This is a genomic window from Streptomyces sp. NPDC087263, from assembly GCF_044744645.1.
Classification (GTDB): Bacteria; Actinomycetota; Actinomycetes; order Streptomycetales; family Streptomycetaceae; genus Streptomyces.
Map to the genome: position 1 here is coordinate 89,611 of NZ_JBIUYT010000007.1, position 22,964 is coordinate 112,574.

At 71.2% G+C, this 22,964-nt stretch carries 18 protein-coding genes and 1 riboswitch; of the genes, 8 read left to right on the plus strand and 10 right to left on the minus strand.

Annotated features, from left to right (window positions below):
• Position 1 precedes the first annotated feature (1 nt).
• Positions 2–1,156, plus strand: a complete 1,155-nt coding sequence (locus ACIPC1_RS23100) for an anhydro-N-acetylmuramic acid kinase (protein ID WP_402519793.1) — start codon at positions 2–4, stop codon at positions 1,154–1,156.
• A 55-nt stretch (positions 1,157–1,211) separates the two neighbouring features.
• Positions 1,212–2,183, plus strand: coding sequence for a DUF2510 domain-containing protein (locus ACIPC1_RS23105; protein ID WP_402519796.1), 972 nt, complete (start codon positions 1,212–1,214; stop codon positions 2,181–2,183).
• 185 nt (positions 2,184–2,368) lie between these two features.
• Here ACIPC1_RS23105 and ACIPC1_RS23110 read toward each other — a convergent pair whose 3' ends face one another.
• Positions 2,369–2,983 (minus strand): TetR/AcrR family transcriptional regulator C-terminal ligand-binding domain-containing protein, encoded by a 615-nt coding sequence (locus tag ACIPC1_RS23110; RefSeq protein ID WP_402519798.1) that lies wholly within the window; start codon positions 2,981–2,983, stop codon positions 2,369–2,371.
• A gap of 244 nt (positions 2,984–3,227) precedes the next feature.
• On the opposite strand from ACIPC1_RS23110, the gene ACIPC1_RS23115 reads away from it, so the two are divergent.
• The gene (locus ACIPC1_RS23115) at positions 3,228–4,100 is read left to right on the plus strand and encodes a phosphatase PAP2 family protein (protein WP_402519801.1); all 873 of its coding nucleotides are present in this window, start codon (positions 3,228–3,230) and stop codon (positions 4,098–4,100) included.
• Complete coding sequence (locus ACIPC1_RS23120) at positions 4,097–5,038, plus strand: DMT family transporter (RefSeq protein ID WP_402519804.1); 942 nt, start codon at positions 4,097–4,099, stop codon at positions 5,036–5,038. The genes ACIPC1_RS23115 and ACIPC1_RS23120 overlap by 4 nt, the downstream gene beginning before the upstream one ends.
• A 54-nt stretch (positions 5,039–5,092) precedes the next feature.
• Here the strand turns inward: ACIPC1_RS23120 and ACIPC1_RS23125 are convergent, their stop codons facing one another.
• On the minus strand, positions 5,093–7,144 hold the full coding sequence (locus ACIPC1_RS23125) for a phosphocholine-specific phospholipase C (RefSeq protein WP_402519807.1): 2,052 nt from the start codon (positions 7,142–7,144) through the stop codon (positions 5,093–5,095).
• A gap of 338 nt (positions 7,145–7,482) precedes the next feature.
• Positions 7,483–7,702: riboswitch (cobalamin riboswitch) on the plus strand.
• A 165-nt stretch (positions 7,703–7,867) separates the two neighbouring features.
• Between ACIPC1_RS23125 and metE the strand changes: the two genes are divergently transcribed.
• From metE to ACIPC1_RS23140, 3 genes are all read left to right on the plus strand, one after another.
• The gene (metE, locus tag ACIPC1_RS23130) at positions 7,868–10,186 is read left to right on the plus strand and encodes a 5-methyltetrahydropteroyltriglutamate--homocysteine S-methyltransferase (RefSeq protein WP_402519810.1); all 2,319 of its coding nucleotides are present in this window, start codon (positions 7,868–7,870) and stop codon (positions 10,184–10,186) included.
• 144 nt (positions 10,187–10,330) lie between these two features.
• Positions 10,331–10,921 carry a histidine phosphatase family protein gene (locus ACIPC1_RS23135; protein WP_402519813.1) on the plus strand — a complete coding sequence of 197 codons (591 nt, stop codon included), beginning with the start codon at positions 10,331–10,333 and terminating at the stop codon, positions 10,919–10,921.
• A 170-nt stretch (positions 10,922–11,091) separates the two neighbouring features.
• The gene (locus ACIPC1_RS23140) at positions 11,092–11,814 is read left to right on the plus strand and encodes an FAD binding domain-containing protein (RefSeq protein ID WP_402519816.1); all 723 of its coding nucleotides are present in this window, start codon (positions 11,092–11,094) and stop codon (positions 11,812–11,814) included.
• Between the two features lie 60 nt (positions 11,815–11,874).
• Here the strand turns inward: ACIPC1_RS23140 and ACIPC1_RS23145 are convergent, their stop codons facing one another.
• Positions 11,875–12,729, minus strand: coding sequence for an NAD(P)H-binding protein (locus ACIPC1_RS23145; protein ID WP_402519819.1), 855 nt, complete (start codon positions 12,727–12,729; stop codon positions 11,875–11,877).
• A complete protein-coding gene (locus ACIPC1_RS23150; protein WP_402519822.1) occupies positions 12,726–13,151 on the minus strand; it encodes a nuclear transport factor 2 family protein in 426 nt (141 codons plus the stop codon). The genes ACIPC1_RS23145 and ACIPC1_RS23150 overlap by 4 nt, the downstream gene beginning before the upstream one ends.
• Positions 13,152–13,245: 94 nt before the next feature.
• Between ACIPC1_RS23150 and ACIPC1_RS23155 the strand changes: the two genes are divergently transcribed.
• The gene (locus ACIPC1_RS23155) at positions 13,246–13,842 is read left to right on the plus strand and encodes a TetR/AcrR family transcriptional regulator (protein ID WP_402519825.1); all 597 of its coding nucleotides are present in this window, start codon (positions 13,246–13,248) and stop codon (positions 13,840–13,842) included.
• 132 nt (positions 13,843–13,974) lie between these two features.
• Here ACIPC1_RS23155 and ACIPC1_RS23160 read toward each other — a convergent pair whose 3' ends face one another.
• The 6 genes from ACIPC1_RS23160 to ACIPC1_RS23185 all read right to left on the minus strand — a co-directional run bounded on the left by ACIPC1_RS23160 (position 13,975) and on the right by ACIPC1_RS23185 (position 22,664).
• Entirely contained in the window at positions 13,975–14,832 is an 858-nt protein-coding gene (locus tag ACIPC1_RS23160) for an isocitrate lyase/phosphoenolpyruvate mutase family protein (protein WP_402519828.1), read from the minus strand.
• 48 nt (positions 14,833–14,880) lie between these two features.
• Positions 14,881–15,159, minus strand: coding sequence for a hypothetical protein (locus ACIPC1_RS23165; RefSeq protein ID WP_402519831.1), 279 nt, complete (start codon positions 15,157–15,159; stop codon positions 14,881–14,883).
• 771 nt (positions 15,160–15,930) lie between these two features.
• Complete coding sequence (locus tag ACIPC1_RS23170) at positions 15,931–18,870, minus strand: hypothetical protein (protein WP_402519833.1); 2,940 nt, start codon at positions 18,868–18,870, stop codon at positions 15,931–15,933.
• A 2-nt stretch (positions 18,871–18,872) separates the two neighbouring features.
• Entirely contained in the window at positions 18,873–20,720 is a 1,848-nt protein-coding gene (locus ACIPC1_RS23175) for an HSP90 family protein (protein ID WP_402519835.1), read from the minus strand.
• Between the two features lie 46 nt (positions 20,721–20,766).
• Positions 20,767–21,753 (minus strand): hypothetical protein, encoded by a 987-nt coding sequence (locus ACIPC1_RS23180; protein WP_402519838.1) that lies wholly within the window; start codon positions 21,751–21,753, stop codon positions 20,767–20,769.
• A 335-nt stretch (positions 21,754–22,088) separates the two neighbouring features.
• Positions 22,089–22,664 (minus strand): hypothetical protein, encoded by a 576-nt coding sequence (locus ACIPC1_RS23185; protein WP_402519841.1) that lies wholly within the window; start codon positions 22,662–22,664, stop codon positions 22,089–22,091.
• Positions 22,665–22,964: the final 300 nt, after the last annotated feature.

The following is a 22,964-nucleotide window of genomic DNA, read 5'->3' on the forward strand; positions in this document are numbered from 1 at the left end:
GGTGCGGGTGATCGGCCTGATGTCCGGCACGTCGTACGACGCCATCGACGCGGCGGCCGCCGAGCTGACCCTCGACGAGGACAGCCTCGTACTGCGGCCGCTCGGGTACGTCAGTGAGCCGTACGCCCCCGAGCTGCGCGACGCGCTGGCGGCGGCGCTTCCCCCGGCCGCGACCGACCTGGCCGAGGTGTGCCGCCTGGACACCCGGATCGGACAGGCCTTCGCGGCGGCGGCCATCCGTGCCGACCGCGAACTGTGCGACGGGGACGCCGAGTTGGTCGCCTCGCACGGCCAGACCGTCTATCACTGGGTGGCGGACGGGCGGGTGCACGGGACCCTCCAGCTCGGGCAGTCGGCCTGGATCGCCGAGGCGACAGGCCTGCCGGTGGTCGCCGACTTCCGGCCACGTGACATCGCCGCCGGCGGGCAGGGCGCACCCCTGGTCAGTCTGTTCGACCTGCTGTGGCTGCGCGGCAGTCCGGGAACCCCGGTGGCGCTGAACCTCGGCGGTATCGCCAACCTCACCGCGCCGGACGGCACCGCCTTCGACACGGGGCCGGCGTGCGCGCTCCTCGACGCGGCGGCGCGGGGCTTCAGCGGCGGCCGTCTCGACCACGACGTGGACGGCGCCCTCGCCGCCCGCGGCACCGTCCACGGCCCGCTGCTGCGACGCCTGCTCGCCGAGCCGTACTACGCGCTGCCGGCGCCCAAGACGACCGGCAAGGAGCTTTTCCACCTCGGCTATCTGCGCGACGCGCTGACCGGTTTCGGGACGCTGACCGCCGAGGACGTCATCGCGACACTCACCGCGCTCACCGCCCGCACGGTCGCCGACGCCGCGCGCACGGTGCGGGCCACCGAGGTGATCGCCTCCGGCGGCGGCACCCGCAATCCCGTACTCATGGCGATGCTCGGCGCCGAACTCCCCGGCGTCACACTGCGCACCTCCGACGCGCTGGGCCTGCCCTCGGCCGCCAAGGAGGCGTACGCCTTCGCCGTACTCGGGTTTCTGACCCTGCACGGCCTCGCGGGCTCCGATCCGGCGAGCACCGGGGCCCGGCATCCCAGCGTGCTCGGGTCCCTCACGCCGGGGCGGGACGGGCTGCGGCTGCCGCCGCGAGCGGACCGGACACCTCTCCGGCTGGTCCTGAAATGAACCTTGCCCGGCCCCTCTCATCCGTCTTTCACTCAGGCCTCATACGGTGGGCACCATGACGCAGGTGACTCCTCCCGGCTGGTATCCCGACCCCGGGCAGACAGATGACATTCCCGCCACCGAGCGCTGGTGGGACGGGGAGACATGGACGGACCAGACCCGGCCCGTCGGGTCGGCCGCCGCATGGGGTCCCCCGGCGCACGCGCCGGCCACCGGCCCGTATCCGGACTATCCGCCGGGTCCGCCGCGGCGCGGGATGCGCACGGGCATAGCCGTCGCCGTGGCGATCGCGGTCCTCGCGGGCATCGGGGGTGGGGTGTACGCGCTGACGAAGAACGACAGCAGCAGCGACAACACCGCCACCACCCAGGGTCCCGGCGGGTTCCCGGGTGGTTCGGGCGGTCCTTCGGATGCTCCCAGCGGCGGCCCCAGTGGCGGACCCGGCGGCGGCTCCGGAGGCCAGACCGCGCCGCCGCGCCAGTCCCTTCCGCCGCAGACCGAGGACGGTTTCGCCACCGACCCGATCAACGGCATCAGCATCCCGGTGCCCGACGGCTGGACCGGCTCCAGCATCACGGTGGGCGCCGCGGTGACCTCGGACGACTCCTACAAGTGCCCCGGTGACACCACGGCGACGTGCACCGCCGGCGGCCTGTACTCGGCTCCGGCGGTGGCGCTGGAGCTGAAGGCCACCACGGCCGAGGCGGCGGCGAAGGAGGACATCTCCAAGAACGCCGAGGAGTCCTACGGCGGCAAGTCCTACGGCGAGATCACCTCGCACGAGGTCCTCGCCTCCAAGGCGGTCACCGTGGCCGGGCAGAAGGGCTACCTGGTCCGCTGGAAGGCGGTCACCAGCAAGGGCGAGGACGGCTATGTCGAGTCGCTCGCCTTCCCCTCCCCTCTCAGTGCCAAGCAGCTCGTCGTGATCCGCTTCGGCGTCGACGTCAGTCAGAAGCAGGACGTGATCGACGTCATCACGAAGGGCATCAAGGTGGCGTCCGGGACCGGCAGCGGTCAGGGCGTGTAGGGCCGTACCACCTGTCCGGCGGATCGCGCCGGACTCGGAAAAGGATCAGGAAGTAGTTCGGCCGGGTGGGGTGCCCCTCCGCTCAGGAGGAACCCCACCCGGCCGGGGGTTCGCGCCGCCCCCGTCCCCACGGTGCGGCGCGCGCAGGCCGACGTCCGGTCATCCCGCGGACGGCGGCCTGAGTCTCAGGTCAGGCCGAGGGCCGGAATCACGACCGCCTCCACGAACTGTGTGAGATAAGCCGCGTCCGCGTACTCCCCCTCCAGCACGGGCCGGACCCTCATCACGCCGATGACCTGCGCGGGAATGAACTCCAGCGCGGGGTGATCGGCGGGGATCTCACCTCGGTCGACCGCGCGCTGGATCATCCCCCTCAGGGCGGCGACCTCGGGCTCGACGAGCGCTTCGCGCAGGGCCCGCTGGAGCTCCTCGTCCGCCATCACGGTGTGGCCGAGCGCCTGGAGCAGCTGCGTGTCCCGGCCCGACCACTCACCGGCGGCGCGCGCCGCGGCGCGCAGATCTCCGGCGAGTGAGCCGGTGTCGATGCCCAGGAAGCGGGGGCAGCGGTTGGCGCGCAGCGCCGCCGCCACGAACTGGGGCTTCGTCTTCCACTGCCGGTAGAGCGTGGACTTGCTGCAGCGGGTGCTCGCCGCCACGCCCTCCATGGTGAAGGCGTCATAGCCGCACTCGCGGAGCTGGTCGATCACAGCGTCGTAGAACTCCTGCTCACGCTCGGGCGTGATCTTGGAGCGGCGCGAGGCGACGACCGTCTCCGGTCCGTCCGCGGCCTGCGACGTCATGCTCTTCTCCTCGCTCGGTCGGATCGACACGGTGGGGTTCGGTGGTCCGTCTCACACAGTCTAATCGATACGCCACTGTACCGGAACGGAGGCGTATCGGTACACTCTCGTATCGGTACACTGGCGTATCGATGAGCCTTGGACAGGACCCACTCCGTTGTCGAGTGGACCGGCATGGAGTGGACCTTGTCCTGGGCTCACCACGCACCACCCCACGCAAGACCGTCAGCAAGGGGGCCGGGGGATGGATTCCCGAACCGAGCCTGCAGAATCCGCAACCGAACCGGAGACCGACGCGGCGCCCGGCCGGGCCGAACCGTACGAGAAAGTGGCGCACCCGCCGAACGACACCGCCGCACGCCCGCCGCTGCTGCGCGAACTCCTGCTCGTGGTGGGCCTCTTCCTCGTCTACAAGATCGGGCGGCAACTGGCCGCCGGTCACACCGCCGAGGCCTTCCGCAACGCGGACCGCGTGTGGGACTGGGAGCGCGCCCTCCACCTGCCGAGTGAGAGCGACATACAGGGCGTGCTGCTGCACAGCGACACCCTGGTGCACATCGCGAACACCTACTACGCGACCGTCCACTTCCCGGCGACCGTGGCCTTCCTGGTCTGGCTGTATCTGAAGCGCCCGGCCCACTACGTATGGGCGCGCCGCGTCCTGGCGGTGGTCACCGGCGCCGCTCTGGTGGGGCATCTCTTCTTCCCGCTCGCGCCGCCGCGGCTGCTGAAGGCCGCGGGGCTCGTGGACACCGGACAGGTGTACGGGCCCACGGTGTACGGGGCGCACCCCGCGACCGACGCGGTGGCGAACCAGTTCGCGGCGATGCCCTCGCTGCACTTCGGCTGGGCCCTGATGGTCGCGATCGGTCTGATCGCCGCGACCAGGTCCCGGTGGCGCTGGCTGTGGCTGCTGCATCCGCTGATCACCCTGCTGGTGATCGTCGGTACGGCGAACCACTACTGGCTCGACGCCATCGTGGCGGCCGCGCTGCTCGGCATCGCCCTATCGGTGATCCACCTGCCCCACCGGACGACGACAAAGGCGGGGCGTACACAGGAACCTGCCGATGACGCCGTACGGGACATACCGGAGCTCGTGGGAGCCGGCCGATGAACGCCACGGTCGCCGCCGTCGTCCTGTCGCTGTTCTCGGCCGTCGCGTACGCCGCCGCGGCCGTGGCACAGGAGCGGCTCGCGTCCCGCAGCTCGGACTCCGGTGTGCTGCGGCTGCTGGGCAGCGGCGCCTGGTGGTGGTCGGTCGCGCTGAACGCGTCCGCCGCGCTGCTGCATGTCGCCGCGCTCAAGTTCGGCACGCTCACGCTGGTGCAGCCGCTCGGGGCGCTCACCCTGGTGGCCGCGGTGCCGCTGGGTGCGCGGGTCGCCGGGCGACGGGTCAGCGCGGTCGAGTGGCGTGGCACCGCGCTCACCCTGACCGGTCTTGCGGCGCTGCTCGTCACGGCGTCCGGTCCTGCGCCCGACAACGTGCTGAGCCTGCCGCAGGCACTGGGCGTCGCCACCACGACCGCCGTCCCGATCGGCGCTCTCGCGCGCCGGGGCGCACGGCCGGGGCTGCGGCACGCGACCGCCTCGGGATTCGCCTCCGGCGTCGCCTCGGCGCTCACCCAGACGGTGACGGTGGCCGCGACCGACCGCTCGGATTCGCTGCTCAGCGCCCAGGTGATCGTGGTGGCGGTGCTTGTGGCGGCCTTCGCGGTGGGCGGACTGTTCCTGTCGCAGACCGCGTACCGGGGCGGCCTCGGCGCGCCGCTCGCCGTGGTGACGCTCGCCAATCCGGTGGCCGCCGCGGTGATCGGTCTGTCCCTGCTCGGCGAACGGCTCCAGGATGGCGCGGCGGGTGTGCTGCTGGCCCTCGTGGGAGCGGGCATCGCGGCCTGGGGTGTGGTGACGCTGTCCCGCTCGACGCCACAGCCCCCGCTGCCGGTCGACGACCATCCGGTCGCCGCGGTGCTGGCCCTTGAACCTCAGTCGGCGGCGTACGAACCCTCGTTGCTGCCGCAGCAACCGAACGCGGGGCATCTCACCGCGCTGTAGAACCGCCATGGAACGGGCGGTCACGGAGGGGCCGTGACCGCCCGTTCCCTCCCCTCAGTCGGTCACGATCGCCGGGTCGCTCACGCCCGGCCGGCCGTTCTCCACATGTCCGGCGAACCTGCGCAGGAAGCTCGCGTCCGCGTCGGAGACGACGGTCAGGTCGTACCAGCGCTTGCTCGCCCGCAGGTCGAACATGCGCCGCACGCTCGCGCCCGACCGCACCTTGAACGACTTCGGCCGGCCGCCGTAACCGTTGCTCACCTTCAGGTTGACCGTTCCGGGGCCCTTGTTGGTGAGGGTCAGCTCGACGTTGTCGCCCACGCGCCGTGCGGTGACCTCGGGTCCGGCCTTCCTGCCCGGGCCCCTGAAGGTGCGCAGGAAGCCGTTGGGGCCGTGCACCGTCAGGTCGTACGAGCCGTTCGAGTACGCCGAGTTCCAGGTGTCGTCGACCTTCTTGCCGGCCTCGGTCGTGTAGGTCCAGGGGCCGTCGGTGCGGTTGCCGGACGTGACGAGGAAGACGGCGCCGGCCTCGGCGCCCGAGCCGAAGGTGAGCGTGTACGTGCCGGCTGCCGCGTCCGCCGAACCGTCCACCGCGGGCTCGTACTTGAGCGGGCGGGCCGGCCGCGAGCCGGGCTCCTGCTTGGGCAGGACGGGGTTCGCGGGCGGGGTCGGCACGTAGTCGGGGTGGTGGTCGTTGTCCGGCGGTTCGTAGCCGTCGGTGTCCGGCAGCGTGACCGGCGAAGCGTTCTTGTGGGCGAAGTCGAAGGCCGAGCTGAGGTCGCCGCTGATCGCCCGCCGCCAGGGCGAGATGTTGGGCTCGTGCACGCCGAAGCGGCGCTCCATGAACCGGATGATCGAGGTGTGGTCGAGCGTCTCGGAGCAGACGTAACCACCCTTGCTCCAGGGCGAGACGACGAGCATCGGCACCCGCTGGCCCAGCCCGTAGGGGCCCGCCGTGTGGCTCGCGTCGCCCGCGAAGAGGTCCGGCCCGACGTCGACGGTGGACTTGCCCTGCGCGGCGGACTGCGGCGGGAACGGCGGTACGAGGTGGTCGAAGAAGCCGTCGTTCTCGTCGTACGTGACGAACAGCGCTGTCCTTCCCCACACCTCGGGGTCGGAGGTGAGCGCGTCCAGGACCTGGGAGATGTACCAGGCTCCGTAGTTCGCGGGCCAGTTGGGGTGCTCGGTGAAGGCCTCGGGCGCGACGATCCAGGAGATCTTCGGCAGCTTCTTGCCCTGCACGTCGGCCCTGAGCTGGTCGAAGAAGCCCTCACCCTTGCGGGCGTCGGTGCCGGTGCGCGCCTTGTCGTAGAGCGGGTCGCCGGGCTTGGCGTTGCGGTACTTGTTGAAGTACAGCAGCGAGTTGTCGCCGTAGTTGCCGCGGTAGGCGTCGGGTATCCAGCCCCAGGAGCCGTTCGCGTCCAGGCCGTCGCCGATGTCCTGGTAGATCTTCCAGGAGACGCCGGCCGCTTCGAGGCGCTCGGGGTACGTCGTCCAGTCGTAGCCGACCTCGTAGTTGCCGAGGACCGGGCCGCCGCCGGTGCCGTCGTTTCCGGTGTAGCCCGTCCACATGTAGTAGCGGTTCGGGTCGGTGGAGCCGATGAACGAGCAGTGGTAGGCGTCGCAGATGGTGAACGCGTCGGCCAGTGCGTAGTGGAAGGGAATGTCCTCGCGCGTCAGGTACGCCATCGTCGTCGACGACTTACTGGGCACCCATTTGTCGCACTTGCCCTTGTTGAGGGCGGCATGTCCGTCATTCCAGTCGTGCGGGAGGTCCTGGATGAACTGCAGGCCCAGGTCGTCGGCGTCGGGCCGGAAGGGGAGCACGTCCTTGGCGCCGTCCGACTGGTGCCAGACCGACCTGCCACCCGAGGGCGTGGCCGGACGGGGGTCGCCGAAGCCGCGGACACCCCTGAGCGAGCCGAAGTAGTGGTCGAACGAACGGTTCTCCTGCATCAGGACGACGATGTGCTCGACATCGTCGATCGTGCCGGAGCCTTGGTACGCGGGCAGCGCCGCGGCCCGCTCGACGCTGTTGGACAGCGCGGTGAGCGCCGCGGTGCCGCCGGTGACCTGGAGGAAGCGGCGCCGATTCACTTGAGGCATGGGCTGGGTGACCTCTTGTCCTGACGGAAACAACGGAACTACCGAACTACGGCACCGCGGGATGACCGGGTGGCCGGGCTGCTGCTGGAACGTGTGCGATTGGAGTGTGACAAGAGCACCGAACGACAAGGAAGGGCCTCATGGCCCCTGTGTGAAACTCGGCGGTACGTGCGGCGAACGGCGACAATAGGAACGCCGATGGCCGACTCCCGCAACCAACGTCAGGCAAAACCCGCGGTGAGGCGGCGGCCCGGTCCCGACGCGGATCGCAGGGACGGCATGTCTCATCCCCCCATCCGGCATGTGGGCGTTGTCCCCGCGGTCACCCGAAGCCCTTTAGGCTGGTCCGTGCAGCTGGTTCGCCCCGTCCGCCAGGCGGGAGGCGTCGTAAGAGGGAACCCGGTGGAAATCCGGGACTGCCCCGCAGCGGTGAGTGGGAACGACCGCCGTCATACGCACTGGACCCGAGAGGGACTGGGAAGCGACGGCCAGTAGGTGTCCGCCCTTCGGAGGACGCGCCCACAAGTCCGAAGACCTGCCCGCTGCCCGTGCTCGACCCATCGTGCGCGGACATCCCGGTGACCTCGTGGGCGGGTCGGCGTACATATCCAGACGGACGACCGTGCCTTTCCGCGCGAGGATCGTCGCGTTCGGTGTGTCACCCCTTCGCGCTCTCGTCCCGTCTCCGGGATCTCAGGGATTCATCTCGCGAAGGAGATTTCCGTGACCACCAAGACCGCAGCCGCGGCAGCGCAGGCCACCGTGTACGGCTACCCGCGCCAGGGTCCGAACCGGGAGCTCAAGAAGGCGATCGAGGGTTACTGGAAGGGCCGCGTCGACGCGAAGGCTCTCCGTGCCACCGCCGCCGACCTGCGCCGGACCAACTGGCAGCAGCTGGCCGGGGCCGGCGTCCACGAGGTACCGACCGGCGACTTCTCGTACTACGACCACGTCCTGGACACCACGGTCATGGTCGGCGCGATCCCCGAACGCCACCGGACCGCCGTCGTGACCGACGCCCTGGACGGCTACTTCGCCATGGCGCGCGGCACGCAGGACGTGGCGCCGCTGGAGATGACGAAGTGGTTCGACACCAACTACCACTACCTGGTGCCCGAGCTGGGTCCGGACACCGTCTTCACCACCGACTCCGCCAAGCAGGTCGACGAGCTCCGCGAAGCCCTCGCCCTGGGCCTGACCGCCCGCCCGGTCCTGCTGGGCCCCGTCACCTATCTCCTGCTCGCCAAGCCCGCGCCCGGCGTGGCCGCGGACTTCGACCCGCTGACCCTCCTCGACCGGCTGCTGCCCGTGTACGCCGAGGTCCTCGCCGACCTGCGAGCCGCCGGCGCCACCTGGGTACAGCTCGACGAACCCGCCCTCGTCCAGGACCGTACGCCGGCCGAGCTGAACGCCGCCGAACGCGCCTACCGCGATCTGGGAGGGCTCGCCGACCGCCCGAAGCTGCTGGTCGCCTCGTACTTCGACCGGCTCGGCGACGCCCTGACCGTGCTCGCCAAGGCTCCCGTCGACGGGCTCGCCCTCGACTTCACCGACGCGGCCGCCGCCAACCTGGACGCCCTCGCCGCCGTGGGCGGTCTGCGGGGCAAGCGACTGGTCGCCGGGGTGGTCAACGGACGCAACATCTGGGTCAACAACCTGGAGAAGTCACTCGCCACGCTGGGCACCCTGCTGGGCCTGGCCGGTCAGGTCGACGTGGCCGCCTCCTGCTCGCTGCTCCACGTCCCGCTCGACGCCGCCGCCGAGCGTGACATCGACCCGCAGATCCTGGGCTGGCTCGCCTTCGCCCGGCAGAAGACCACCGAGATCGTCACCCTCGCCAAGGGCCTCACCCTCGGGACCGACGCCATCACCGCGGAACTGGCCGCCAACCGGGCCGCCCTGGCCGCCCGCGCCGACTCCCCGATCACCCGCGACCCCGCCGTACGGGCCCGCGCCGCCGCCGTCACGGAGGCCGACGCCCGCCGCAGCCGGCCGTACCCCGAGCGGGCCACCGCCCAGCGCGCCCACCTCGGCCTGCCCCTGCTGCCGACCACCACCATCGGCTCCTTCCCGCAGACCGCCGAACTGCGCACCGCGCGGGCCGACCTGCGCACGCGGCGGATCGACAGCGCCGGGTACGAGGAGCGGATCAGGGCCGAGATCGGCGAGGTGATCTCCTTCCAGGAGAAAATTGGCCTGGACGTCCTGGTGCACGGCGAGCCCGAACGCAACGACATGGTCCAGTACTTCGCCGAACAGCTCACCGGCTACCTCGCCACGCAGCACGGCTGGGTCCAGTCGTACGGCACCCGCTACGTCCGCCCGCCGATCCTGGCCGGCGACATCTCCCGACCCCAGCCGATGACGGTGCGCTGGACGACGTACGCCCAGTCCCTGACCGAGAAGCCGGTCAAGGGCATGCTCACCGGGCCGGTCACCATGCTCGCCTGGTCCTTCGTCCGCGACGACCAGCCGCTCGGCGACACCGCCCGCCAGGTCGCCCTCGCCCTGCGCGACGAGGTCAACGACCTTGAAGCGGCGGGCACTTCGGTCATCCAGGTCGACGAGCCCGCGCTGCGCGAGACGCTCCCGCTGCGGGCGGCCGACCGCCCGGCCTACCTGGCGTGGGCCACCGAGGCGTTCCGGCTCAGCACCAGCAGCGTGCGTCCGGACACACAGATCCACACCCACATGTGCTACGCCGAGTTCGGCGACATCGTCCAGGCCATCGACGATCTCGACGCCGACGTCATCAGCCTGGAAGCCGCCCGCTCACACATGCAGGTCGCCCGCGAACTGGCCGGACACGGCTACCCCCGCGAAGCCGGACCTGGCGTCTACGACATCCACTCCCCGCGCGTACCGGGCGCGGACGAGGCAGCGGCCCTGCTGCGCAAGGGACTTGAGGCCATCCCCGCCGAACGGCTGTGGGTCAACCCCGACTGCGGCCTCAAGACCCGCGGCTGGCCCGAGACCCGTGCCTCCCTGAAGAACCTGGTCGCGGCGGCCCGGACGGTCCGCGCCGAGCTCGCAGGATCCTGACTCCGCCGGGAACGGCCGAGAGGGAGTGCTCCGGCCCCCTCTCGGCCGTCCCCGGTCGGTGCTCGGCGTACCGGTGGCGCGTGACTGTGATGTCGTACCCCAAGCACGTGCCCGTCCCACGGCACGGAGAACAGGAGCGAAGTGGTGACCAGCCGCGTCACATTCATCTCACCGGCGATGAACCGGTCGTTGCGCGAGGCCCGGTTCGACGACGGCAGCCCGCTCGATGCGAGTGGCGCCGCACGCGCCGAGTCCGCCGCCGGCACGCTTCCCACTGCCGACCAGGTGCTGGTCTCCCCCACGGTGCGCTGCCGGGAAACGGCGTCGGCCCTCGGGCTCGCCGCGCGGGACGAACCCGGGCTGCGTGCTCCGGACATGGGCCGCTGGCGGGGCCGGACGCTCGACGAGGTCGGCGGCGCCGAACCGGACGCGGTGGCCCGCTGGTTGACGGACCCGGCCGTGGCACCGCCCGGCGGGGAATCGGTGCGGGACCTGTGCGAGCGGGTCGCCGGGTGGCTGGACGCGTCCGCGGAGGTCGCGGGCAGAACCCTCGCCGTGGTGGAGCCGGAGATCGTACGGGCCGTGGTGGTCACGATCCTCAAGGCACCACAGGCAGCCTTCTGGCGGCTCAACGTACCACCACTGACCGCGACCGAGGTCAGCGGACGCTCCGGACGCTGGAACCTGCGGCTCGGACAGCCGCTCGGTACGCCGCGCACCGGTGCCGACCGCTGACGCCGGTCAACGACGGCGTACCGCGGGCACGCACGCCAAGAGAGCTGCGTGCAGGAGTGAGCCCTGTACGCGCCCCCGCTGGCGCGGGGAAAATGCGCGATGCCAACGGTCATGCGGTTGAGGTAGCGCCTATCTCAACCCCCAACTTTCAGGAAGGCAGGTCGGCCACCGTGCTGTTGCGTCTGCCCACGTCCGTGTCCGAAGCACAGGAGTGCATGGCCGAAGGGGCGGTGCCGATAGGCGGGGCGACTCTGGTGTGGGCCACCTGGCAGCGGGACGGCTTCCCCGAACAGGCCCTGTCGCTGCGCGACCTGCCGGAGGCCAACGCGATCGGCCGCGACGCGCTGGGCGCGGCCGTGGTGCTGAACCGGATCGACGATCAACTGCCGGAGACACTGCGCCGAGCGGCCTCCTCCGTGGGAACCGGAGCGGTGCGCCGGACGGCCACCGTCGGCGGCAACATCGTCGGGAGCACACTGCGATGTCTGCTGCCCGCGGCACTCGTCCTGGACGCCCGCGCGACGGTCCTGGAACCGGACAGCGTCTATGAGACGGACCTGGCCGAGGTGCTGGCCAAGCGCCATCTGCTGCTCGGCCTCCACTGGCGCGAACCGATCGCCAGCGCGTACTACAAGGAACCCGGCGATGCGGGTGGGCCGCCGCCCCTCGTCGTCGCGACGGCTGTGCATGGCGACGACGACGGACGAAACCGCCTTCGCGTCGCCGTCCGCGACGGCTACGAGGTACTCAGCGACAGCGCCGTGTGTGACGCCGATACCGAAGAGGTCCTCCACACTCTGCGCCGTACGGCTGTCGGCGGACTTCACGCGGCGGCCTGGGAAGTGGTCCGCCGGCAGGTCACCGAGCTCTTGGCGCGCCCGGCCATCCGTTGACGACGGGCGATTTCTGCGGAGGTCGTCGCGGTGGCCGCCCTTGACCGTGGACCGGAGATGTCAGACCCGGAGTCGGCCCAACTCCCGTTCCGCGAAGGCGCGGAAGCTGCGCGGCGGACGGCCGGTGAGGCGCTGGACCGTGTCGGTGGTGCGGTCCTCGGCACCCTCGGCGATGGCCTGGTCCATCCCGGCGAGCATCGCGGCGAACTCGACGGGCATGTCGGCGGTCAGGCGGTCGCGCATCTGCTCGTAGGTCAGTCGGCTGTGGGTGACGGTCCGGCCGGTGACCTCGGTGAGTACGGCCGCGATACCGCTGTAGTTGAGCGCTGCCGGCCCGGTGATGAGCAGGTCGGTGTTCGGGGCCTGCGCCCCGGCCAGTGCGTGGACGGCGACCGCGGCGATGTCGTCGGCGTCGACGAATCCGACGCGGCCCTCGCCGGCTGCCGTTCGGATGGTCCCGTCCGCCCGGATGGTCCGGGCGTGCGCGTGGTCGCCGGTGAAGTTCTGCATGAACCACGAGGGCCGCAGGACGGCCCACTCGGCGAACAGGCCGGGCAGCGCCTGGTGAACCCGCCCCACGGCGGGGCCGCCGGCGGGGATCGCCGACGAACTGAGGAGCACCGCGCGGCGTACCCCCGCGGCGCGGGCCTGCCGGAGGAAGGGCAGCATGACGGCTGCCGGGTCCGGAGCACCGAGCGGCGGGATGAGATACACCCGGTCCGCGCCGGCGAGGGAGGCCTCGTAGGAGGTGGGGTCGTCCCAGTCGAACCGCACGGGAGAAGCGCCGTCCACGGGGGTGGCACGTCGGCTCGCCGCCCTGACGCGCCGGCCCTCGGCGGCCAGCCGGGCGGCGACGCGGCTGCCGGTGGTACCGGTGGCTCCGATGACCAGGGTGAACTCCTCGGCAGCATTCATCGGTTGCTCCCGGCGAAGTGGGTGGCGGGGTCCTGGACGACGAGCGGGTTCCAGTAGTCGCGGTAGCTGGTCAGGAGACCGTCCTTGACCGTGACCACGGCGATGTAGGTCATGTCGAAGGGGCTGTCGGTGTCCACGAGGCGGCCCACACCGCGCATCTCGACCACGATGGTCTCCGGGGCGAGAGTCCGGTGGATCTCGACGTCGGGGAAGTCGTGCATGTCTATGTGGTCGGGGTAGCCACGCATGTACTCGGCGATGGCCGTCCTGCCCTCCAGCCGCTTCGGCCAGCCCTCCGGCGCGAACGGGAACTCGAGGATCCCGTCCTCGTCCCACAGGCCGACCCAGGCGGGGATGTCCTTGTCCAGCAGTAGCTGCAGGCCTCGGCGGTACAGGTCCGCCGGTGCGGTGTTCGTACTCATGGGGTGCTCCGTCCCGTAGAATGCGGACCCTGGGTCCGCTTCACTGAGACCGACGATACGGACCTGCGGTCCGCTTTGCAACCGGAGGAACCACATGCCCGAACGCAAGCCACGATCGGACGCCACTCGCAACCGCGAGGCTGTCCTCGCGGCTGCCGACACCCTCTTCGCCCACTGCGAGAGCCCCGAGGCGGTGACCATGGCCGACATCGCGGCAGCGGCCGGCGTCGGCAAGGCAACGCTCTTCCGCGGCTTCGGCGACCGTACGGGCCTGATCCACGCGCTCTACGAGCTGCGGCTCGCACCCATCAGGCTCGCGGTCGAGGAGGGGCCACCACCTCTGGGGCCCGCCGCCCCGCCGGTCGAGCGCGTACCCGCCCTCCTCGACGCCGTCCTCTGCTTCAAGCTCGACCACCGCCACCTCGCCCTGGCGCTGGAGGGAACCGGCGGCGACAGCAGCCCCTACCAGGCAGAGCACTACGAGCAATGGCACAGCACACTCAAGGCCGCGCTCGACCGGATCCCCGGACTCACCGACACCGATTTCACCGCGCACGCGCTGCTCTCCGCCGTCCGCGCCGACCTCGTCGAATATCTCGTCGGCCAACAGCGGCTGACTCGCGACCAGATGCGGGCTCACCTGGCGGCCTTCACCGCCAGGATCCTGAACTCCCGTACGCCGCTTGCCTGAACCGGTCCGCCGACGCTTACGGGCAGGCCGCACGGACGCGCCCGCGTGGAGCGACCTTGAAACGACGCCCGCGCGCCGGCACAGCTCGGGGCGGTACCTGCCGCTCGCCCGGCCTCGGACGGCCTACGGGCCTCAGGGTCGCCGGAAAAGGTGGTTGAGCTCCGTCTGGGAGAGCTGGTCGTCGGCGTAGGAGAAGGTGCCCAGGTCCGCCAGTTCCCGTGCGGCGCGCAACAGGTGGTGATACATGGCGCGGGCGATGCTGCCGCCGACCGTGACCCGGCGTACGCCGAGCTCCCGCAGGTCGGCCAGTGTCTGCGTGTTTCCGGTCAGCCCCATGACCACGTTGAGCGGGCCGTCGAGTTCGCGCACCAGTGTGCCGATGGTCGCGGCATCGGCGGCGCCCGGGACGAACGCGCAGTCCGCCCCGGCCGCCAGGTAGGCGTTGGCCCGACGTACGCACTCCTCGAGCCCACCGCCGACCAGGAGCACGTCGGTGCGGCCGACCAGGACGAACGGCTCGCCGTCGGCGTCCACGGCGGCCCGGGCGGCGCGGATACGGTCCACCGCGAGCGCCTCGTCGTACAGCGGCCGGGTTCGGTCGCCGGTGAAGTCCTCGATGTTGCCGCCGACGGCGCCCGCCGCGAGCGTCAGCGAGAGGGTGGCGGCCACCGTGTCGGGCGCCTCGCCGTACCCGTCTTCGAGGTCCGCGCTCACCGGCACCGTCACGCCTTCGGCGATCTCGCGCACCCGACGCATCATCGTCTCGCGGTCGACCCTGCCGTCCGGCGCCTTCTCGTCCTCGTCGGAGAAGTCGTGGTCCGGCCGTCCGAGAGAGAACGCGACTCCCGCGCTCGTGGTCGCCAGCGCGGGGAAGCCGGCCGACTCCAGGACGCGGGCGCTGCCCACGTCCCAGGCGTTGGGCAGCAGGAAGCAGCCCTGTCGGTGCAACTCCACGAATTTCTCTGCCCGTTCACGGCGGCTGCTGTCCACGTGACCCTTCCTCGATCAACTCAAGGAAAAGCTACGCCCCCGACCCCATCAGCAGGAACCCCCGAGCGATCCGACCCACCGGTCCGGTCGTCCGGGGAATGCCCCGTGCAGGCGGGCCCTCCGGCGGGCGTGTGAGCGGCGGCCGGACAGAGGCCACAGGAGGCGGGCGGGCAGCGGTGCCTTGGTGCGAAGCGCCAGCTGCTCTTCGGGAGTTGCTCCTGCCATCAACGCGCTGAAGGTGCGCAGCAGCTGCTTCTTGTCCAGCTTCGCCAGGCTGATCTCGCCGAGTTCCTCCCCTTCGGCAACGCTCAGATATTCGGCGGCCAACGGCAGGATGGTGCTCCTCGAGCCGGTGGTGCTGTTCCTCCATGCGCGCGATCACCTCGGTCTGCCCCGCCGTCCGTTCCGCGCGCCGGGGCCAGAGGAACTCGTCCTCGCTGACGTGGGAACACCGCGTTACCCGGCGGCTCTTCCCACAGCGCGTCGATGAGGTGGTCGAGGCCGCACTGGCGTCCTTCTCCGAGCCGGCAGCCGGACCAGGACCGCACGCTGCGGCGAGCTGCCCAGCTCCGGCTCACACCCGTCATGACGGCCATTCAGTGGCCTCAGCAGCCCGAACTCCCACCCTTCCAGCGCCTGTTGCCACCTGGCAGTGTCCAGCGGCCGAACGGGCTCGTCGGACGGCTGCCGGGCGAGGGGGCCGGCGCCTGCCGAGCCCCGGGCGGGAGTGAGCACGGGCTCGATGCGACGAGCAGGCCGCGCAGCTCTCACAGCACCGCCACCGGCCTCCACCGATCGTGGCCATGCCCGCCCGGGGATCCTGGTGAGGGAATCCGGGGCGGGCTGTGGTCATGGCCGATCGTGCGGGACGAGGAGCACGGGTCAGCGGCGGCGCAGCAGCAGGATGACAGCGACGATGACAATGATGACGACGACGGTACCCAGACCTATGTACACGAGTTTCTCTTTCCCTCGGGGTGCGGCACCCATCCGTGCCGCAGAGACCCGAGTTCCCCCGTCAAGGCCTTTCAGCCCCCTCCGGCGAGTCTGTTGCCGCCGGGACATGCGTCCGTAGCTGCCGGCGGCGGCGCCACGCCGTCACTCCTCGTCGCGCAGCTGGGCCGCCAAGGAGGTCAGCGGCTCGGTCTCCTCGGTGTGGCCCAGGGCGGTCAGGCGGGAAGCCGCCGCGTCGAGACGGGTGAGGGCGGGGGCCGGGCGTTCCAGGTAGATGCCCTCCACTAGACCCGCGAGGCGGATGCACTCGGCCCACTCGCCGACGCGGGCGTCCTGCCGTCCCGGCTCGCCGAGCAGGGCGAGGGCCTTGTCGAGGGCGGTCAGGGCGTCCTCGTACTCACGGGCGTAGGCGTTGACCCGCCCGTGTTCGTAGGCCAGGGCCGTGTCCAGCGCGCGGCCGCGCGCCTCGTACTCGGCGGCGCGGGCCTCGTCGGCGATCCGGCCGGCGTCGGCGAGGAAGGCGAGGGCGTCGGGCAGGCCGTCGGGGCCCTGCTGCTGGGCCTGGAGGCGGGCGAGTTCGCGCAGGCAGTTGCTGAGCTGCTCGTACTGCGGGGCCCGGGCGTGGGCGGCGAGTGCCTGGTCCGCGACTTCGCGGGCCCGGCCGAACTCGCCTGACTCGCTGAGAAGTACGGCGGTCTCCGCGGCGATCAGGGCGTGGCTCCCCGGGTCGTCCTCCCAGCCGGACGACTCGGCCGCCAGGGTGACGAACTCCGCCGTGGCGGCCTTGAGGTCCTCTCCCGTGTGCAGCGCGCGGGCGCGGGTCAGGCGCAGCTGTGCGACGAGCCGGTCGTCCACCTTTCCGGCGGCGACGTCCGGTTCGGCCAGCAGGGAGTCGAGCAGAGCGATGCAGTCCTCGACGCGGCCGAGGTCGAGGCTGAGCTGGGCGGCGTTGCTGTAGGTGCAGAACGCGTCCGTCCGGCTGCCGCGGCGAAGATCCAGCTCCGCCGAGCGCGTCAGGTGTCGCAGTGCCTCGTCGGGGCGGCCCAGGCGGATGGAGGCCTCGGCCAGATCACCGTGGAGGCGGATGGTACTCACCGCGTCGGTCGGCCAGTCGGCTGCCAGGCGCAAGCTCTCGGTGAGGTCCGTGTGCGCGGCCTGGGCGTCCTGGAGACCGAGTTGGAGCCGGCCGCGCAGTCCGAGCACGCGGGGCAGGTGCCAGGCGGGGCCCTGCGCCTTCAGCCGGTCGAGGAGGGCGTCGATCTCGGTGACCGCGGCGGGCACGTCACCGGAGATGGCGTAGGTGCTGGCGCGCAGCAGCAAGGATCCGGAGATCTGCCCGACGACATCGTGGCGGGTGGCGAAAGCGTGCAGCAGGTCCACCTCGGCGAGGACCGGCGCGACGTGCTCGTCGCTCCCTGAGGTCTGTAGGCGCAGGCCGAGCATGGTCGCCCGTATCCGCATCAGTCGGGCCTCCTGGAACGGAGGGAGTCCGGGCGTCTCCTCGTGCAGGCGGACCATGGACGCGTGAGCGGCGGTCAGCGCGGCGGCCTTAGCCTCGGCTCCGTCGGCGCCCTCCACGGGGATCTCGGCGGTGGCGAGCAGCGCGCAGCCTCGCGAGAGCGCCGCGTGACCCGGCTCTCCGGCATCGTCGTACAGGCCCGCCGCCTCCTCGTGGAGGGCGGCGGCGTCGGCGAACTCGTCCTTCTCTCCCTCCCGGCTCGCCTCTTCGGCCAGCAGGTCCGCGCGCAGCCGCACGAGCGGGCCCACGGCCGGATCGTCGGGGTGGGTGTAGTCGCGGGCAGTCACGAGCGTGCGCAGCCGTGCCCAGCAGACCTGTGCGTCCGGGTGCCCCTGCTCGTCCAACGTCCTTGCCCGGAGGATGAGTTCGGGGAGGGATTCGGGGAGGGCGTCGGTCGTACGGGCGGCGGGCTCGGCAACCGGGGCGGCCGGGGCCACGTCGTCGAGGCTGCGGGTGCGCAGGGTCAGGTCCAGCGTGTCCAGGAGCGGGGCACGGTCGAGGCGGGCGGTGCGGCGGTCGGAGTGGGCCGCGGTTCCGTTGCGGGCGTCGAAACGGGCGGCAAGGCCGTCGGCGCGCTTGCGCACCTCGGCGCGCAGGCCGGCCACCGTCCAGGTGCGGCCCGCGTACCCGGCGGCGGGCAGTTCGCCGTGGCCGAGGAGCTCGACGCGCTGGAGGAGGACCTCCACGCCGGTGAGGAAGCCGAGCAGGTCCAGCGGCGATTCGACCTCGTCGAACAGGTTCCGGTTCTCGGCGAGCAGTTCCAGACCGCGTGCTTCGTTGCCGGTCAGCGCGCAGAACTCCAGGTGCCGGCCGACTGCCGTGGACATCCCGGGGTTGCGGCGGCAGCCGCGGTAGCCGACGAGGTGCAGTTCGCGTGCCCGGTCGGCGCCGCCGGTGCGCAGCAGGGGCAGCAGCGCGTACGAAAGGGAGCGGGTCGGCTCCTCCTGGCAGGAATCCTTACCGGCCAGGACGGGCTCCCAGGTGCGCAGCGCCCGCTCGTCGTCGCCCGCGGCGAGGTGGTACAGGGCGCGTTCGCAGATCTCGCAGGCCTCGCAGTCGCTGAGCCTGGTGCGGGTGCGGCCCGCCCACAGCTCGTAGGCGAGGGTGGTGTCCTCGCCGAGGTGGGCGGCGAGCTGGTACGCCTGTCCGTAGTAGGGCTGGAGGCCGAGGCCGGCCTTCTCGTAGCGGTCGCGCATCTCCGTCAGCCACTGGCGCAGGCTGACCAGCGGTATCTCGGGCATCGCGCGCAGGGCGTTGGACACCCACTTGAACCGCCAGAACAGCATGTGGTGCAGGCGCTCGTCGAAGACGTCGGGCTGCTCGTCGAAGAGGGTGAGCAGTCGGGCGAAGACGACGGGCGACTTCCGGGGTTCGGAGCCGTAGGTGTACGCCTCCTGGAGTTCGAGGAGTGCATGGATGAGCGGGACGGGTTCCTCGAGCTGCTCCGCTGCGTCGACGATTTCCTCGGCGGCGACGGTGCGGGTACGGCCGTAGGGGCGCCGGTCGTTCTCCTGGAGCGCCTGGAACAGCTCGGCCGTGTTCTGGGGATGGGGTGCGGTCGGCATCGTCAGCTGTCCTTGCGGAGGGCGTGGGCGAGAAGGTCGAGGAAGGAGCGGTTGATCAGGCTTGATTCGGCGGGCCTGAGCGGGCGCCGGGACAGCATCGCGGCCTGCCCGTAGAGGGCTTCGGCGCTGGTGCGGGCCAGCTCGGGCTCGTCGATGGCGACGGCGGTGCGGACCAGTGGGTTGAGCTGGTTGAGGATCAGCTGGGCCCGCGGTGCCTCCTGGCGCAGGGCGCCGAGGATGTCGCCCCACAGGCCGCCGTCCTGCTCACGGGCGAGCTGGGAGCGGGTGCGCTCGTGCCGGGCCTCGCGGCTGTCCACCAGGAGTGCGGGGGCGTGGGCGGGCTGGAAGGTGCGCAGCGCGACGTCGCAGTCGAAGACGGCGAGGGCGTCACGGGCCTGGGCGAGGTAGGCCGCGGCAGCCAGTTCCGTGTCCCGGTCGACGGGGTCGAGGTGGGCGGTGAGGGTGGCCGGATCGAGGTCGGCGACGCTGACCTCGGGCCTGATCTCGGGCAGCCGGTGGACCAGTTCGCGGTCGTAGGTGTAGCCGCCGTTGACGACGCCGAGCCCGGCGGCCGAGGCGATCGCCGCGACCTGCCGGAACTCCTCCACGCTGGACGTCACGAGCACGGTGCGGTGGGTGCGCGCGAACTCGTCCAGGGTGGAGTGCCCGTCGGTGGTCTCGAACGGCAGCCAGGGCAGCAGCATCCGCAGGATTTCGTCGTCGTGCACCGCGAGCGACTTCACGGCCAGGTGGTGGGCCTGGAGGAAGCGGGAGAGCAGGTCCGGGTCGCTGGCGGCGGCCCGGGCGATCCACCCGCGCAGCCGCTCGGCGAGGGCGTCACGGACGGCGGCGAGCGTGTCGTCCTCGTACAGGGACTCGCGGGACGCCGTCGGGCGCAGGCTCTCGGCGTCGACGACGCAGCGGACGAAGAAGGCCCACTCGGGCAGGATCTCCTCGGCCTGCTCGGACAGCAGCATGCCCTTGACGTGCACGCGGTGGCCGTGACGGCGCCCGGCCGGCACCGCCTCGGGCAGCACGCACGCGATGCCCTTCAGGCCCACGGCCGGCAGGTCCAGCTCGATGGTGTCCAGCGGCGTGAACCCGAGGACATCCTCGCCGTACGCGGCCAGCGCACGGGAGCGGGCGCCCGGCGTGGGGTACGTACGCGTCCAGGGGGCCGGCTCCGGGTTGACGGGCGCGCCCTGGCCGCCCGTGCCGTCGTCGAAGGTCACCGGGTGGCGCAGCAGGGAGCCGAAGTGCCGGGCCAGGGCGTGCACTTGGGCCGGGCGGGTCCACTCGCCCGCGTCGGCGCGCGGTGTCAGCGTGACGGTGGTGCCGGGCCGGGGGCGGGTGGAGGCGGGCAGGGTGCGGACGGTGTAGCTGCCGTCGCCGCGTCCGCGCCACTCCACGGCGGGCGCGTCGGGATGGCCGGCGGAGCGGCTCAGGACGTGGATCTCGTCCGCGACCAGGAAGCAGGAGAGCAGGCCGATGCCGAACTGGCCGATGAAGTCACCGCGTTGCTCGGCGATCTTCTCCGCGCGCTTGCTGCTGCGGCCGATCGTGGCGAGGAAGGTGTGCACGTCGGCCTCGGTGAGACCGACGCCGTCGTCCTCGACGCGTACCACCGAACCGTCGGCGTACAGGCGGATGCCGAACGCGTCGGCGGGTGCGGCGGGTTCGAGGCGGCGCCGGGCGGTCAGCGCGTCCACCGCGTTCTGCATCAGTTCACGCAGGTAGACGCGGGGGCTGGAGTAGAGGTGATGGGAGAGGAGGTCGACGAGGCCACGCAGATCGACCTGGAAGGTGCGGTCGGCGGCGGCCGGGCTCAGAGGGCTGTCGGGCAGAGTCATCAGGCAGTCCGGGGTGAGTGATCGGTGGCAGGCGGGGCGGGCGGAGTCAGGCGTGGCGCCGGAAGCGGGCGTACGCCTTCTCCGGCTGTGCCATGTACTTCCAGGGCCATGGGGTGTAGGCGCCGCCCAGCTCGTGGAAGACGCGCGGGGCCACGATGCTCTCGGTCGACAGGGCGAGGGCCATGGCGAAGATGTTGAAGTCCTCCTGCCAGCCGGGGCGCCGCTCGTAGGCGGGGTGGAGGATGCTGCGTTGGGCCGCCTCCCTCAGCTCGTCCTGGGTCCCGGGTGTGTCGAGATGGTCCTGGTTGTCCGACTCCACCCACTCCTCGATGTGGGCCATGGCGATCACGCAGCCGAGACGATGCCCGTCGGGCGCATCGGCAAAGGCTTCGCGGGCGAACGTCATCGCCCGGCCCGGCTCACCGCTCCAGCGGGGCTGCAACTGCGACACCCACTCGATGTGCGTCTCCAGGTCGAGCGGGTCGCGGCGCAATGCGGCGTCCCGCCGGGTCTCGGTGATGGCGGGGCCCAGCGACATGCCGCGCCCGGAGGTGAGGAGACGGCGCCACGGCGTGATCCATTCGGGCCGCAACTCGGCGGCCTCCAGAAGCTGTTCCTCGGCGATGTGGAGGCGCTGGTGGAAGATCCGCCACTGCTCCTGCGTGACGTTCACGGCACGTTCGGCGGTGCGCGCCTCCCAGCCCCAGTTGATGTGGCGCGTCCCGGATATCAGCAGGGCCGTCGCCCGGTGCTCCTTGTCCTCCTCGACGGCCCGCCCGATCCAGTCCTGTACCCCGTCCAACTCGGCCAGTTCAGCGAGGACTTGGTGGTCGCGGCCGAGATCGAAGGGGACCAGCGCCGCCTTGACCGCCTCCCAGTCACCCGCGTCGGCCGCCTCGACCAGCGCGAGCACCCGCGTGTCCCCGAGCGCGCGCAGCGTGTACGTCCCGTTCTTCTGCCTGCGTGGTACGGGAAGGGCGTGCGGATCCGCCACCGGTCTCTCCGCGCCCCTGCCGAACAGCTTCCCCAACATGCCGCACCCTCCCCTGGCCCCACATGATCATCGTGTGCAGCATAAACGGCCCCACCGACACCACTCCCACCTCCGCAGGGCCCTTGCCGACGATGAAGAGGTGGGCGAGTTCCCGCACGAGAAGACCGACGGCGCCGAATGCGTGGGCGAGACCTCCACCGGACCCGCAGGCACACCGAAGCTCCGGACGGTGCAGGCGACTGGTCAGGTCACCGGCATCGACCGGAGCTTCGTTGCGCATGGACCAGGCCCACCGGACATCGTCATACCGCCGTGAACCTGCGCACTTGTTCACTCGCCAGGACTACGCAACTTCCCTGAGCGGGCGCCTGCGGTCAGGAGACGCAGGTAAGACTCACATCGTCGATTCGGACGAACTGCTCGACTCCGTTGTCGTTCCCGTAGATCGCCTGGACGTACACGGTGCTGAGTCCGTTCAGGTTCAGCGGCGCGGTGGTGATCTGCTGATAGCTGCCGGCGCTGACGCCCTGTGCGGTGCTGGTCAGTTTCACCCATCCGTTGGCCCCGTTGGGGTCCCAGATCTCAAGGCCGACTCCGGCGCCGTAGCTGACGGGGTTGGCGTAGATGCTTGCGGAGCAGTTGGATCGGTTTCCCCATGAACCGATCGACACCGCGATCTTCTCGGCAGCCCAGCCGTTGCCGGTGTAGAGCCATCCGTTGTTGACGCCGGTGCGGGCGACGACCGGGTTCCCGTTGACGTCAGCGCCCGCCACACCGTCGCCGCTCTGGAGACCCTGCCAGTCGTTCCAGGGGTTTCCCTCGAAGCTGTTGGTGAACCGGACGGTGGTAGCCGGTGCCGCCTGCGCCGGCACCGCGATTCCGATTGCGGTCACTGCCACTGCCGCGGCGACAGCGATGAGCCGAAGCAGACTGCGCTCGTTCTTGGCCATGCGTTCACTCCCTGTTTCTTCCGTGCGGAGATCTCGGCGTTGCACTGAGACGGCGCGAAGCCGCTGACCTGGCCGGTCCGGTGTGCTGTCTCATGCCTGTTGTCTACCGGGTTGCCGTTGTCCGGCTCCGGCGGCGGGACGCCGGACAAACAAACACCGGACAATGAGCGTGATCGACGTCCGGCTGTCCGGTGGGGACGGGAAGCCGGTCGGCTCGGCGAAAGGATCCGGCGGTAGTCGACTGCGGGATCCCGATCCCCCCACGCCGATGCAGGGCGTCATCGAGGCCACGCGGGCCCA

What these genes read in the sequence shown, in the direction of transcription:
- ACIPC1_RS23105 (WP_402519796.1), top strand. Translation starts at nt 1,212, where the DNA reads ATGACGCAGGTGACTCCTCCCGGCTGGTATCCCGACCCCGGGCAGACA.
- ACIPC1_RS23110 (WP_402519798.1), bottom strand. Translation starts at nt 2,983, where the DNA reads ATGACGTCGCAGGCCGCGGACGGACCGGAGACGGTCGTCGCCTCGCGC.
- ACIPC1_RS23115 (WP_402519801.1), top strand. Translation starts at nt 3,228, where the DNA reads ATGGATTCCCGAACCGAGCCTGCAGAATCCGCAACCGAACCGGAGACC.
- ACIPC1_RS23120 (WP_402519804.1), top strand. Translation starts at nt 4,097, where the DNA reads ATGAACGCCACGGTCGCCGCCGTCGTCCTGTCGCTGTTCTCGGCCGTC.
- ACIPC1_RS23125 (WP_402519807.1), bottom strand. Translation starts at nt 7,144, where the DNA reads ATGCCTCAAGTGAATCGGCGCCGCTTCCTCCAGGTCACCGGCGGCACC.
- ACIPC1_RS23145 (WP_402519819.1), bottom strand. Translation starts at nt 12,729, where the DNA reads ATGAATGCTGCCGAGGAGTTCACCCTGGTCATCGGAGCCACCGGTACC.
- ACIPC1_RS23150 (WP_402519822.1), bottom strand. Translation starts at nt 13,151, where the DNA reads ATGAGTACGAACACCGCACCGGCGGACCTGTACCGCCGAGGCCTGCAG.
- ACIPC1_RS23155 (WP_402519825.1), top strand. Translation starts at nt 13,246, where the DNA reads ATGCCCGAACGCAAGCCACGATCGGACGCCACTCGCAACCGCGAGGCT.
- ACIPC1_RS23170 (WP_402519833.1), bottom strand. Translation starts at nt 18,870, where the DNA reads ATGCCGACCGCACCCCATCCCCAGAACACGGCCGAGCTGTTCCAGGCG.
- ACIPC1_RS23175 (WP_402519835.1), bottom strand. Translation starts at nt 20,720, where the DNA reads ATGACTCTGCCCGACAGCCCTCTGAGCCCGGCCGCCGCCGACCGCACC.
- ACIPC1_RS23180 (WP_402519838.1), bottom strand. Translation starts at nt 21,753, where the DNA reads ATGTTGGGGAAGCTGTTCGGCAGGGGCGCGGAGAGACCGGTGGCGGAT.
- ACIPC1_RS23185 (WP_402519841.1), bottom strand. Translation starts at nt 22,664, where the DNA reads ATGGCCAAGAACGAGCGCAGTCTGCTTCGGCTCATCGCTGTCGCCGCG.